The sequence below is a fragment of the Microbulbifer sp. ARAS458-1 genome (assembly GCF_045348205.1).
GTDB lineage: Bacteria > Pseudomonadota > Gammaproteobacteria > Pseudomonadales > Cellvibrionaceae > Microbulbifer.
Genome location: NZ_CP155838.1, coordinates 2,364,095 through 2,376,549 on the forward strand (window position 1 = coordinate 2,364,095; position 12,455 = coordinate 2,376,549).

The window sequence follows — 12,455 nt, forward strand, 5'->3', positions numbered from 1 at the left end:
GGAGTGAATCAACCAATACTGGCGATTTCTTCTGGCGTCAGTGGGCGGTATTCCCCTTCCGTCAGCATCTCGTCCAATTGGATCTCACCGATACTTTCTCGGTGTAGCTCCAATACTTTATTGCCAAGGGCGGCAAACATACGTTTTACCTGATGGTAGCGTCCCTCGGTAATGGTGATGCGCACTTCGTTGCGGTAAAGGATTTCCAGCTTGGCGGGTTTGGTGCGGGTTTTCTCATTGTTGAGCCAGACCCCTTTTTCAAACTTCTCTACTGCATCGTCTGCAATTGGCTCCGCCAAGTGCGCATAGTAAGTTTTGGCGCACTGATGGCGAGGTGAGGCAATGCGGTGGGACCACTGGCCGTCGTCGGTAATCAGTACCAACCCGGTAGTATCAATATCCAAACGTCCGGCAATATGCAGTTTTTGCAGATTCGGCTCGTCCAAGAGGTCCAAAACGATGGGGTGTTCCCCGTCCTTAGTGGCGCACACGTAGCCAAGTGGCTTGTTCAGCATAAAGTAGCGCGGGCCTGCCGCGCTCAGTATGTCCCCGTCCAGGCAAAGTTCATCGGTGTCACTGATTTTTGCGGAGGGGTCGGTTACCGCTACGCCATTGACGGTAATCCGTTCCTGGCGCGCGGCTCTTTTCACATCTGCTCGGGACAGGTCGGTCACCTGACTGACGGCTTTATCCAGGCGCATGGGGGCGGATGCCGATTGTGGTGAAGTGGGCTTAACCAAGTTTTTTCTCACCGGAATCGACGGATTGGTAAATCAGGGTATTGATGGTCATAGGGCCTACGCCTCCGGGAACCGGGGTATAGGCTGATATGCGTTCTGCCAGTGGCCCCAGTTCGATATCGCCCACGCCACCTGGGTGGTACCCGGCGTCCACAACTACGGCGCCGTCCTTGATCCAGTCGGCCTTGATAAACTCCGGGCGGCCCACCGCACCGACCACAATATCCGCGCGGCGGATGTGATCCTCCAGGTCCTGGGTGCGCGAGTGGCAGATGGTCACAGTGGCATTGGCGTTCAGCAGCATTGCGGCCATAGGTTTGCCAAGAATCGGACTGCGGCCCACGACCACCGCGTGTTTACCTTCCATTTCAATATCGTACGCTTCCAGCAAGCGCATGATGCCTTTGGGCGTAGCGCAGCCGTATGCTTCTTCACCCATTGCCATGCGGCCAAAGCCCAGACAGGTTACGCCGTCGACATCTTTGTCCAGGGCAATGGCATCGAAGCAGGCGCGCTCGTCAATCTGCTCAGGTACCGGGTGCTGTAACAGGATGCCGTGTACATTCGGGTTGGCATTCAGCTCTTCAATTTTCGCCAGCAGCTGTGCCGTGGTTGTGGAGGAGGGGAGCTCCACTTGCAGGGAGTCCATGCCAATACGGCGGCAGGCATTGCCCTTCATCTTTACGTAAGTGGCGGATGCAGGGTCGTCGCCCACCAGGATAGTAGCCAGAATCGGCGTCTGGCCGCCGCTCTTTTCTTTCATGGCGGCAACGCGGGCAGACAGTTCTTCTTCTGTTTTCTGGGCAAGGGCCTTGCCATCCAGAACCAGTGCAGACATAGAGTTTCTCAACCTGAACAGGGAGTACCGGCGCCATGTGGGCGGGGCACTCATTAGATGTTGGAGCGAGCAGGCTGTCGAACTTAGGACTGCTCTGCTGTGGTAAAGCCGGATTCGGCTCTTTTGTGTACAAACCCTCGTTAATTAGCTGGCTATTCGCCTCGGGTTTGCACGCAAAATAGCTCGAACCGGACTTTCCCTCGCGACGAGCGCCTAAGACCGTCAGCCTGCTAAAGCTTAATTTAGGCGCGGCATTTTCGCACAAGCGGCGAACATTTTCCCTATTCGGTCACTCATAACATCGCCACATTGGCGAAAGGCTAAACTACTTTAAAAAAGAATGGCTTAGCGCCGTTGACACCCTAGGGAGCCGCAAGTAATATGCGCGCTCTCGAACGGGGGGACACCCTCGGGAAAGAAATCGGGGCATAGCGCAGTCTGGTAGCGCGCCTGCTTTGGGAGCAGGATGTCGGGGGTTCGAATCCCTCTGCCCCGACCAATTTACCGGGTTTTCTTGCGCCCGTAGCTCAGCTGGATAGAGCATCCGCCTTCTAAGCGGATGGTCGCAGGTTCGAGTCCTGCCGGGCGTGCCATATCTCTGATAGTGGCTGCGAGCTTGGCAGACTAGTGATGGTCCGCAGCGAGCTAAAAGACGCAGGACTATTCCGGCCCATCAGCACAGCTGATGGGCGTAAAAATCGCCGCAAAGCAGTGCTTTGCACACAGCGATTTTTACCCTGCCGGGCTTTGGGCCAGGCTGGGAGTGCGGTGGAAACATCGCCGTTGTGCAGCCACAGTGTACAACGTTAAACAGCGTTCAGTGGTGGCCGTAGCTCAGTTGGTAGAGCACAGGATTGTGGCTCCTGAGGTCGCGGGTTCGATCCCCGTCGGCCACCCCATATATGACCTTCTGGTCCCGCAAACCCGGCTTTATGCCGGGTTTTTTGGTTTTAGCACTTTATTGTTCTATGGGTTGCCTTTACCTGCACTGGGGCGATCTAGGATAATGCGCGCCAGTTTTAGATTTCCGTCCCAAATGCTGTTGAGTACTTGGCGTCGGAGCAATTATTTATTCGCAAGTTCAACAGTACTTAGGGGAAGAGCGTGACGGAAGTAGTCGAGCGTAAGGCAACCAATGTTCATTGGCACGATGGGGAAGTTACCCGTGGTGACCGTGCTGCAATGCTGGGGCATAAGGGCGTGACCATGTGGTTCACCGGCCTTTCCGGCTCCGGTAAAAGCACCGTTGCGGTTGCAGTAGAGAAAGCGCTGACAGCCCGTGGCGTCCTGACTTACCGTCTCGATGGCGACAATATCCGCCTCGGTATCAACTCCAACCTGGGCTTCTCTGCGGAAGACCGTCAGGAAAACATCCGCCGTGTAGGTGAGATCTCCAAGCTGTTCGCTGACACTGGCGTTGTGGTACTGAGCAGCTTTATCAGCCCCTACGCCGATGATCGCGCCATGGTGCGCAAGGTCCACGAAGAGGGCGACCTGCCGTTTATGGAGGTGTTTGTCGACTGCTCCCTGGAAGCCGCTGAAGAACGCGACCCGAAAGGCCTGTACAAGAAAGCCCGCGCCGGCGAGATCCGTGGCTTCACCGGCATCGACGACCCCTACGAAGCGCCAGAATCACCGGAACTGCATCTGCGCACCGACAAAATGACCCTGGAAGAAGAGGTTGAGGCGGTGGTCAAATCCCTGCAGGATCGCGGCATCATTGTCTGATCCTGATGGGTTGCTGTAGGAGTCTGTTACCAGGCTCCTGCAGAGTGGCACGAAAAATTTTCATGGCGAGCCAGTCACGTTCTGTTTCAGGAAAAAGTGCTCCCGCAAATAGGCCTTTCGACATCAACGTTCTTTGATTTCTCCATTCTTTCTGTCTAAATTTTAAACGGCAATCCCTGCCGAATTTTCTTCGAGTAAACTCGCCCGCCAACCGGCCAACGCTTTTCCCGGCGCCACATATACTGTTGCTGTGCCCGCAGTTTTTGATGACGAAAGACTTCGTCTGTTCGGTGCACAGGAATACATGGCGTACGGAGGCGCATATGGCTTGGAGCGCAAGGAATATGACTGCGCGATTTGGAGTCCGGCGAGTGGTAACCAGTGTTGTTGCCGCATTTTTTATACTGCTGGGGTTGGGCATCTGGTTTGTCTATGAAAACCTGCCGCGGTTACCCGGCGTGCCGAAAGCGCCGGTGGTTGGGGTTCCTGCGGGAGCACTGGATCATGCGCCCCAGGCTGCCTACCTGGGGGATCACCCAAGAAAAAGTGGCCGCCCAGCCGAATATTTTCCATTCCCGATTGCCATCGGGGAAAGCGGACCCGTCGAAACCCTGTTTTCGGGGCCTTCCACTTACCCGTTTCTGTGCGGGGAGAATAAGGTCACCAATCTCCAACCGCTGGTGGATAATCACAACGGGGAAGGCATTCCCGTGTTCGCTCTCGACGAGCAGGGGGGGCAGACGGATGAAGTGATTGGGTATAGTCGCGATTGCACTCACGCTACGTCAGTTTCCTATTTCTACCGAAGCGCGGTGGATGGTCAATTTCATCCGCTGGAAGACGCGAATGGGGATATCGATCAGGTTACTGTCAACGGCCGTACCACCGATTTTGTGGTGCGCCTGGAGACCGGCACTATCAACCGTTTTTTCTACGCAATCGCGGTGTTAAAAGGTGATGGCGAGACCGCAGAAAAACCCAATACCAGCAACTGGAACAAGCGGCTTATTTACCAGTTCCGCGGTGGTGTCGGTGTGGGCCGCCGTCAGGGAAATATCGGTCGTAATCACATCGTTGAGCGCCGGGAAGATCAGCTTGCGCGCGGCTACGCCGTTGTGTACTCCACCGCGAATCAGACCAGTAATCACTACAATATCTGGCTGGCAGAAGACACTGCCCGGCGCCTGAAAAAGCAATTTGCCGCACTTTATGAAGAGCCTCTGTATACCGTTGGCATTGGCGGTTCCGGCGGCGCTATCCAGCAATACCTGATTGCACAGAATGCTCCAGGTGTATTGGATGCGGCTGTACCGCTCTATTCATACCCGGACATGGTGAGCCAGACTATATACGTATTTGACTGCGAGCCACTCGAATATTATTTCGATGTAGTGGCCGCCGGAAATGACCGTTGGAAAGAGGTCTCCGAGCGTGAAGCGATTATTGGTCTGGCCACCAAAACAGATTTTGATCATCGATTCAAAATCCTGGAAGAAGCCGTGGGGCTCTTTGATAGCCGATACAAGGGCACGGCGAACGGGGCCTCGGAGTGTGTCCAGGGCTGGCGGGGTCTTGTGCCGTTGGTGAACAACCCTAATTTTGTGCACTTCAGTGCGAGCTATGCGGATCCTGTGGCAGAGAAAACCCATTGGACGCATTGGGAAGACCTGCGTGATTTCTACGGTGCGGGGCAGGATGGTTACGCCAACAGCGCCTGGGACAATCAGGGGGTCCAGTACGGATTGAATGCGCTGAAGCAGGGAAAAATTGATATCGACGAATTCCTGCGCCTCAACGCGACCATTGGCGGCTGGAAAGAACCCACGGAGCAGGGTGGTGAAAAGCTCTGGTTTATGAATGGTGACGTGTTCCCTGTCGAGCTATCGGTGTGGAGTGAACACAATATGAATCTGGGTGGGCTGGATAACCCGGCCCCCAGAAGTGTGGCGGATATTGAAGCAATCGAAGGTATCTACCGCTCGGGGCACGTATTCCTGGGGGATGTCGAGATACCTATCGTCGACCTGCGGCACTATCTGGAAGGTGAACTGGATATGCACCACAGCCTCGCGTCCTTCTCAAGCCGCGAGCGTATCCGTCGGGCGCGGGGGCATGCGGAGAATCAGCTGATCTGGATGAGTCATAAAAAATACAACCCGGTCGATGAGGCCCTCGACATCATCGACCATTGGATTCAGAAAATCGCGGAAAACCCCGAACGGGGCGTAGCCGGTAACAAGCCGGTAGAGGCGACCGATCGCTGTTTCGACAAAAACGGAAACGTGTTGGCTGCTGGTCCAGGTGTCTGGGACGGCGCATGGAATCACAAGCCCAATGGCGCATGTATGCAGCGGTATCCCATTTACAGCACCCCCCGTCAGATGGCCGGCGCACCCATAACCGGCGATGTGTTCAAGTGCGCTTTGCAACCCCTGGAGCGCGCAATCGTCAAAGATACCTATGGCGCAGCCACGGATCAGGTTGTTTCCCGTATTGATGATATGCGGCGGATCTTTCCGGATGGTGTGTGTAATTACAACGAGCCCGATGTCGGCCGGCCAAAGGGGCCACTTTTCCATCAAGGCGGACCTGTCATCATTGCCGGGCAGCCGGTGAATTCGGACTATCGCTTGGCGCCAGAGCAGATCGCAGGGGAGTCTGAGGTGGAGGAAGAAATCGTGCCGACCCCGGTGTCTGCGGAGGCCGCACCTTTGGAAGATTAGTTCTAAAAATCAATGACTTAGGTTAATAAGTAGGCGCTGAAAAGTTTTTTAATTTTTTGGCGTCTTTTTTGTTGACACTAAATCACAGTCCGGTAAGATGCGCCTCGCTCTCGGGGGACAAGCCCAGAGCGAAATCGGAAAACTTGATCGCTTTTAGCTCGAAAGACAGTTACCCGAAAGGGTGGTTAGCTCAGTTGGTAGAGCGGCGCCCTTACAAGGCGTAGGTCACAGGTTCGACCCCTGTACCACCCACCATACCTCATCAAACGAGGTGCTACTGCGGACCGGTAGTTCAGTTGGTTAGAATGCCGGCCTGTCACGCCGGAGGTCGCGGGTTCGAGTCCCGTCCGGTCCGCCATATACGCAAAAGGCCCTGTTCGAAAGAGCAGGGCCTTTTGCGTATATGGCGGACCGTCGGACTCGAGCCCCCGTTCGACCAAGTCGCAAAGCGATTTAGGACGCCGAAGGTGCCCGCAGGGCGAAGGCCGATAGGCCTGAGTCAGTCCCGTCCCGATGTGGTACCTACTGTACTCCTAGGTTCCACCGTCTTTGCAATTTGTCCATTTGTCGAATATATTTAGGTCAAATGTCCTCTAATCCCAACCCGGAGGCAAAATGGCCAACCCAGCCCATACCCCGCAAACCACCGAAGATCAGGTCCTCCTGGAGGCAACCCTCAATACTGCCAGTCACCTGGGCCTGAAAAAGAAAGAGCTCAGCGAGATCATTCATCTGGACGATCGCACCCTGCGTCGCCGCAGTGGCCTTGCCCCACAAAGTGTCGAAGGGCAGCTCGCCCTGTTGTTGGTTCGAGCCTACCGGTCAGCCTTCGTCCTTATGGGTGGAGAGGAGGGTGCTAAAACCTGGTTTGCCACTGCCAATCGTGCGCTGAATGGGGTTCCCAAAGAGGTTGCCCGGCGCATTGATGGTCTCGTGCGTATCGTTACCTATCTCGATGCCATGCGGGGCAAGGTGTGATTGATCTGCGGGAGAAAATCCGCCAGTCGGCTATCCGCCTGTTCGGGCGTCTTTATCGAATCATTGAGTCCCAAGAAGAGGTCGCCACCCGCGGCCTTGTCGACAGCCTGCAAAAGCAGGAGGTTCTGGAAAACCTCCTCGAGCAGAGCAAGCCTGCCAGGCTCCCGGGGAGCGAAGATCTGCACTATCTGCTGGCGACGCCGTTTCGCTACCCGCCGCTTCCCTGGGGATCAAGGTTTGGTGGCGTCGCCGAGAGCGGTATCTTTTACGGCAGTAAAACCATCGACACGGTACTCGCCGAGACTGCTTATTACCGGCTGTTATTTATCAGCGACATGGCATACTCCCCGCCGAATCCTGTAACCAGCTTCCACCAGGTTTTTTCTGCCAAATACTGCGCTGATCCCGGGGTTCGCCTGCAATCCACAGAATGGCAGGACTACTGGCCACAGCTGACCCACGCTGCGGAATACCGTTTCTGCCAGCTGCTGGGAACACAGGCACGAGAGGTTGGGATTCAGGGTTTTGAAACGCCGTCTGCCCGTGCTCTTTCTGCGGGCGTGGCGGAGCTGCCGACCGCTGGCGCCGAGGGGGTCAACATAGCGTTATTTGACCCTCAGGCGCTGTTGCGTCGCCCACCCACCATGGAGGCGGAAGTTACCGCTGAGTCTTCGAGCGAGGGCGTCGCCTTCCTGGTCAAGACCGGCAGCGGGGTTCAGTCCCGCAATTTTTCTCGAGATCTTTTCGAGGCATCTGGCCAGATCCCACAGCCCGCATGATCCGCTACCTGACCGAGTTGAGCATGGAAGCCTTTACCGAGGCCGCCAGAAACGTGCCCTATCAGCAGGTTGAGTCCGAACTGTTTCCTGGTGTCGACCTCTGGATCCGCCGCGATGACCTCATCGACCCCATTATTTCTGGCAATAAAGCCTACAAGCTGATTTTCAATCTGCTGGAGGCCCGGGAGCAGGGCAAAGATACCATAGTCACCTGCGGCGGCGCCTGGTCGAACCACATCCACGCCACCGCCGCTGCAGGACAGCGGTTTGGGTTCAAAACTATCGGCATCATACGCGGCGAACGCCCCCCTGTGCTGAGTGCCATGTTGCAGGACGCCGAGCGGTTTGGGATGGAATTACGATTTGTGTCTCGCACTATATATAGGAAGAGAGCGGAAGAAGGGTTTTGGGCGCAGTTGGGGCTATCCGGCGAGCGGTATTGGTACGTGCCGGAGGGCGGGGCGAATGAGCAGGGGGCCCGAGGGGTGCAATTGTTGGGCGAGGTGGTCCAAGAAACCAGCCCCGTAGATTTCGTGGAGTATTGGGTGGCGGCTGGTACTGGTTTAACGACAGGGGCTCTGGCCCGCGTGACTCCTAAAGATGTAGTAGTCAAAGGAGTTGCTGTTTTGAAAGCGTCTCCAGCGATCCAGCTGGCAGCAGGGGGGTGGAGTGGTTGTAGCCCGGATGAGCGGCCTCGCGCCATTGAGATTGAGGCTGATTGGCACTGTGGGGGGTATGCCAAGGTTGATCTTCAGTTGATCCAGTACAGTAGTATTCTGGCAAAGGCTACTGAAATACCGATGGACTGGATTTATACAATGAAAGCAGGGTTAGGGCTGAGCAAGCTTTCCGCCCTGTGCAATTTTGTTTCGCTGCCGCCCTTCAGGCGGAAAAAAATTCTGCTTTTTCATACTGGAGGGTTACAGGGAAACAGGGGTGTCGGCTAGCGGCCAACTCTGATTTGTCTGTTTTTTGATCGGTTGATTTGGCGTTCGACGTGCGCGATTAGGTTCGGCATAATCACCCGCGAATTTAATGGTAATGATGCGCTACGAGGGGGTTTTGTGCGTAAGGGAATCATCTTAGCCGGGGGGACCGGAAGTCGGCTCTACCCGCTGACAAAGGCAGTCAGCAAGCAGCTGATTCCAATTTACGACAAGCCAATGATTTACTACCCTCTGACGACTCTGATGTTGGCGGGTATAAAAGACATTTTGGTCATCTCAACTCCGCAAGACTTGCCAGCATTTCAGAGCCTCCTTGGTTCAGGAGAATCCTGGGGTATCAATCTGTCATACGCAGAACAGCCGTCCCCAGATGGTCTTGCCCAGGCATTTATTATTGGTGAGTCATTTATTGGCAGTGATGATTGTGCACTGGTACTGGGCGACAATATCTTCCACTCCCACGATTTCATGAGCCTTTTGCAGCGTGCTACAGCACAAACTCAAGGCGCGACGGTATTTGGCTACCACGTCAACGACCCTAGAGCCTATGGTGTTGTCGAATTCGATGAGAATGGCAAGGCATTGTCCATCGAAGAAAAACCGGCGCAGCCAAAATCAAAATACGCGGTTACCGGGCTGTATTTTTACGATAACCAGGTTATCGATATCGCCAAGTCTATTCTCCCATCTCTACGTGGAGAGCTTGAAATAACGGATGTCAATCGCGCGTATCTTGAAGCGGGCACCTTAAATGTCGAAGTTATGGGTCGCGGAGCCGCTTGGCTGGATACGGGTACCCACGATAACCTGCTGGCCGCTAACCACTTCGTGCAGACTATCGAAGTGCGCCAGGGGCTCAAAATCGCATGTCCGGAAGAGGTGGCCTTCCGAATGGGTTACATCAATGTTGATCAGTTGCAGGCTCTTGCCCAGCCGTTACTCAAAAGTGGCTACGGAGAATATTTGCTGCAGGTGATCGAAGACAGGGTGTTTTGAGCGTGGAAATAATCGATACAAAATTACCGGGCGTCAAAATCTTACAGCCCAAAATTTTTGGTGACGAACGCGGCTTTTTTATGGAAACCTTCCGGGACGCCTGGTTCCGCGAACACGTTGCCGATGTCACTTTTGTGCAGGACAATCACTCTAGGTCAGAGCAGGGAATTTTGCGTGGCCTGCATTATCAAGCGCAGCAGACGCAGGGCAAACTGGTCCGCGTAGTTCAGGGTGAGGTGTTTGATGTAGCAGTTGATATGCGTGAGGACTCACCGACATTTGGTCAGTGGGCTGGCACTTTTCTGTCGGCAGAAAACAACCGTCAATTTTGGGTGCCTGCGGGGTTTGCCCACGGTTTTTATGTTACTTCCGATTGCGCAGAATTTGTTTATAAATGCACGGATTACTACCATCCACAAAGCGAATACAGCCTTTGTTGGGACGACTCAGAAGTTGGCATTGAGTGGCCCCTGATCGATGGAGCCAAGCCAAGGTTGTCCGCAAAAGACGAGCAGGGGCTCTCCCTGGCGAAAGCTCCGAGGCTTTCAAATGGGCACTAACATCAATAGAGCACTGGTTTTTGGTAAAAGCGGGCAGGTGGCTTGGGAGCTTCAGCGTACAGCTCCAGTAAACTGGAAGGTTGAGCGGCTGGGGCGTGCCGAAATTAACTTGCTGGATCCTGCTCAAGTTGCTGATGCAATTGGTGCATACAGCCCAGATTTGGTGATCAATGCTGCTGCGTACACTGCGGTCGATAAAGCGGAGTCCGACCGTGAGGCTGCATTTGCCTTAAATCAGCAGGCTGTTGCCAATATTGCCGATGCTGTTGCTCTACAGGAGCGTACGGCACTGGTTCAGGTTTCGACGGATTTTGTCTTCGACGGGAAATCTTCCAGACCCTATAGCTGCTCCGACGAAACCAGCCCGCTTAGTGCCTATGGAGAGAGCAAGCTCGCGGGCGAACGGGAAGTAATTGAACGGCAACTACCACGCAGTATCGTATTGCGAACCTCCTGGGTATATTCCAGCCACGGAAACAACTTCGTAAAAACCATGTTGCAGCTCATGGCCGACCCTGCACGGGACCGGCTCAATGTGGTGTATGACCAGGTCGGTACGCCTACCTGGGCATACTCGCTGGCGCAAGCCATTTGGCGGGCCGGGGAGCAGTTAATGGAGTCTGAAGTGGTCAATTCCGGGCAGGTCTTTCACTGGACCGATGCTGGTGTTGCTTCCTGGTACGATTTCGCCGTTGCGATCCAGGAGTTGGCGCTGGCAAGAGGCCTGCTTGAGCGAAAAATTCCGATCAAACCCATTCCCCATACGGACTACCCGTCTCCCGGTGCTCGACCGGCATATAGCGTGCTCGATAAGGCGCCATTCGAGCGAGCCTTCGGCGTGACACCAGAGTATTGGCGCAGCCAGCTCGAGTCCATGCTTCACGAGTTGGCTCAACAAGAAAATTAACAAGCGGTTTGGAATAATTCATGAGTTCAGACAAAGCGCCAGCAAAGCTATTGGTCACCGGTGGCGCAGGTTTTATTGGTGCCAACTTCGTACATTATTGGCTGGCCAATTACCCCCAAGACACGGTCGTCGTGCTGGACGCGCTCACCTATGCGGGAAATCGTGCAAGTCTTTCCCTTGTAGAAGGGCACCCCGATTTCACCTTTGTACAGGGTGATATCTGCGATACCGATTTAGTGGAGCAGCTGCTGGTTCAGCACAAGCTCGACACCATCGTGCATTTCGCAGCGGAATCCCATGTAGACAGGTCCATTACCGGGCCGGATGCGTTTATCGAAACCAATATCATCGGCACTTATAGCTTGCTGAAAGCGGCAAAAAAAGTCTGGCTAGACATGCCGGCGGCAGATGGCCTGGGTCCAATCCAGCACCGCTTCCATCATGTAAGTACGGATGAGGTATACGGAACACTGGAGCCGAACGACCCGCCGTTTTCGGAAACTACGGCTTATGCACCCAATTCACCCTATTCCGCGAGTAAGGCCGCCTCAGACCACTTGGTGCGTTCGTACCACCACACATACGGTCTGGAGGTCACAACCTCAAACTGCTCCAACAACTATGGGCCCTATCATTTTCCGGAAAAGCTGATTCCCTTGATTATTACCAATATCCTGCGTAATAAGCCACTACCCGTGTACGGGGATGGTAAGCAGGTTCGGGACTGGCTGTATGTGGAGGATCACGCCCGAGGTATTGACCTAGTATTGCGCGAGGGGAAAATAGGGGAAAACTACAATATAGGTGGCCATAATGAATGGAAGAATATTGATATTGTGTATCTCGTTTGCAAGTTGATGGACGAGGCTTTCGCTCGGAATGACGAACTCGCTAAAATATACCCGGAAGCGGTATTGGCTGCGGAGGGGCAATGTGCAAGTCTGATTGAATTTGTGACGGATCGTCCCGGTCATGACCGCCGTTACGCGATCGACGCTGCTAAAAGTCAGCAAGAGTTGGGCTATAAACCAGAAGAAAGTTTTGAGACCGGGATCCGAAAAACAGTCAACTGGTATTTAGGGAATGAGTCCTGGTGGAGGGAGCTACTTGGCTAATAAATTTTCCCGGCGATTAACGGTAGGGGTGCCCTACTAGCAGTTCCTATAAGTATAAGTGAATACCCGGTCTATATGCACCCTAGGTGGCACGATGGTTCCATGTGATTCGACTCTGTATATCGAGTGGGGCATAATAGATGG

The 12,455-nt window shown here is 54.4% G+C and carries 11 protein-coding genes and 5 tRNA genes; 14 read left to right on the forward strand and 2 right to left on the reverse strand.

Annotated elements, in window-relative coordinates:
* Positions 1 to 8: 8 nt before the first annotated feature.
* A complete protein-coding gene (gene rsuA, locus AAFH99_RS09705) occupies positions 9 to 701 on the reverse strand; it encodes a 16S rRNA pseudouridine(516) synthase RsuA (RefSeq protein WP_043316639.1) in 693 nt (230 codons plus the stop codon).
* Positions 702 to 732: 31 nt separating this feature from the next.
* On the reverse strand, positions 733 to 1,578 hold the full coding sequence (folD, locus tag AAFH99_RS09710) for a bifunctional methylenetetrahydrofolate dehydrogenase/methenyltetrahydrofolate cyclohydrolase FolD (RefSeq protein ID WP_406827606.1): 846 nt from the start codon (positions 1,576 to 1,578) through the stop codon (positions 733 to 735).
* Positions 1,579 to 2,000: 422 nt separating this feature from the next.
* Here folD and AAFH99_RS09715 point away from each other — a divergent pair.
* The 14 genes from AAFH99_RS09715 (at position 2,001) to rfbB (ending at position 12,311) form a co-directional block, all read left to right on the forward strand.
* Positions 2,001 to 2,077, forward strand: a tRNA-Pro gene (locus tag AAFH99_RS09715).
* Between the two features lie 17 nt (positions 2,078 to 2,094).
* Positions 2,095 to 2,171 (forward strand) — tRNA-Arg (locus AAFH99_RS09720).
* Positions 2,172 to 2,401: 230 nt separating this feature from the next.
* Positions 2,402 to 2,477, forward strand: a tRNA-His gene (locus AAFH99_RS09725).
* 205 nt (positions 2,478 to 2,682) lie between these two features.
* Positions 2,683 to 3,306, forward strand: a complete 624-nt coding sequence (cysC, locus tag AAFH99_RS09730) for an adenylyl-sulfate kinase (RefSeq protein ID WP_406827607.1) — start codon at positions 2,683 to 2,685, stop codon at positions 3,304 to 3,306.
* A 344-nt stretch (positions 3,307 to 3,650) separates the two neighbouring features.
* Entirely contained in the window at positions 3,651 to 6,029 is a 2,379-nt protein-coding gene (locus AAFH99_RS09735) for a DUF6351 family protein (protein ID WP_406827608.1), read from the forward strand.
* A gap of 179 nt (positions 6,030 to 6,208) precedes the next feature.
* Positions 6,209 to 6,284, forward strand: a tRNA-Val gene (locus AAFH99_RS09740).
* 26 nt (positions 6,285 to 6,310) lie between these two features.
* A tRNA-Asp gene (locus AAFH99_RS09745) sits at positions 6,311 to 6,387 on the forward strand.
* 257 nt (positions 6,388 to 6,644) lie between these two features.
* Positions 6,645 to 7,007, forward strand: coding sequence for an MbcA/ParS/Xre antitoxin family protein (locus AAFH99_RS09750; RefSeq protein WP_043316544.1), 363 nt, complete (start codon positions 6,645 to 6,647; stop codon positions 7,005 to 7,007).
* Positions 7,004 to 7,786 carry an RES family NAD+ phosphorylase gene (locus AAFH99_RS09755; protein ID WP_406827609.1) on the forward strand — a complete coding sequence of 261 codons (783 nt, stop codon included), beginning with the start codon at positions 7,004 to 7,006 and terminating at the stop codon, positions 7,784 to 7,786. Before AAFH99_RS09750 ends, AAFH99_RS09755 begins: the two co-directional genes overlap by 4 nt.
* On the forward strand, positions 7,783 to 8,733 hold the full coding sequence (locus AAFH99_RS09760) for a 1-aminocyclopropane-1-carboxylate deaminase/D-cysteine desulfhydrase (RefSeq protein WP_406827610.1): 951 nt from the start codon (positions 7,783 to 7,785) through the stop codon (positions 8,731 to 8,733). The genes AAFH99_RS09755 and AAFH99_RS09760 overlap by 4 nt, the downstream gene beginning before the upstream one ends.
* A 117-nt stretch (positions 8,734 to 8,850) precedes the next feature.
* Complete coding sequence (gene rfbA, locus AAFH99_RS09765) at positions 8,851 to 9,729, forward strand: glucose-1-phosphate thymidylyltransferase RfbA (RefSeq protein ID WP_406827611.1); 879 nt, start codon at positions 8,851 to 8,853, stop codon at positions 9,727 to 9,729.
* Between the two features lie 2 nt (positions 9,730 to 9,731).
* Positions 9,732 to 10,289: a dTDP-4-dehydrorhamnose 3,5-epimerase gene (gene rfbC / locus AAFH99_RS09770; RefSeq protein ID WP_406827613.1), complete on the forward strand. Its 558-nt coding sequence runs from the start codon at positions 9,732 to 9,734 to the stop codon at positions 10,287 to 10,289.
* Complete coding sequence (gene rfbD, locus AAFH99_RS09775) at positions 10,279 to 11,196, forward strand: dTDP-4-dehydrorhamnose reductase (protein WP_406827614.1); 918 nt, start codon at positions 10,279 to 10,281, stop codon at positions 11,194 to 11,196. Before rfbC ends, rfbD begins: the two co-directional genes overlap by 11 nt.
* A 20-nt stretch (positions 11,197 to 11,216) precedes the next feature.
* The gene (rfbB, locus tag AAFH99_RS09780) at positions 11,217 to 12,311 is read left to right on the forward strand and encodes a dTDP-glucose 4,6-dehydratase (protein ID WP_406827616.1); all 1,095 of its coding nucleotides are present in this window, start codon (positions 11,217 to 11,219) and stop codon (positions 12,309 to 12,311) included.
* Positions 12,312 to 12,455 lie beyond the last annotated feature (144 nt).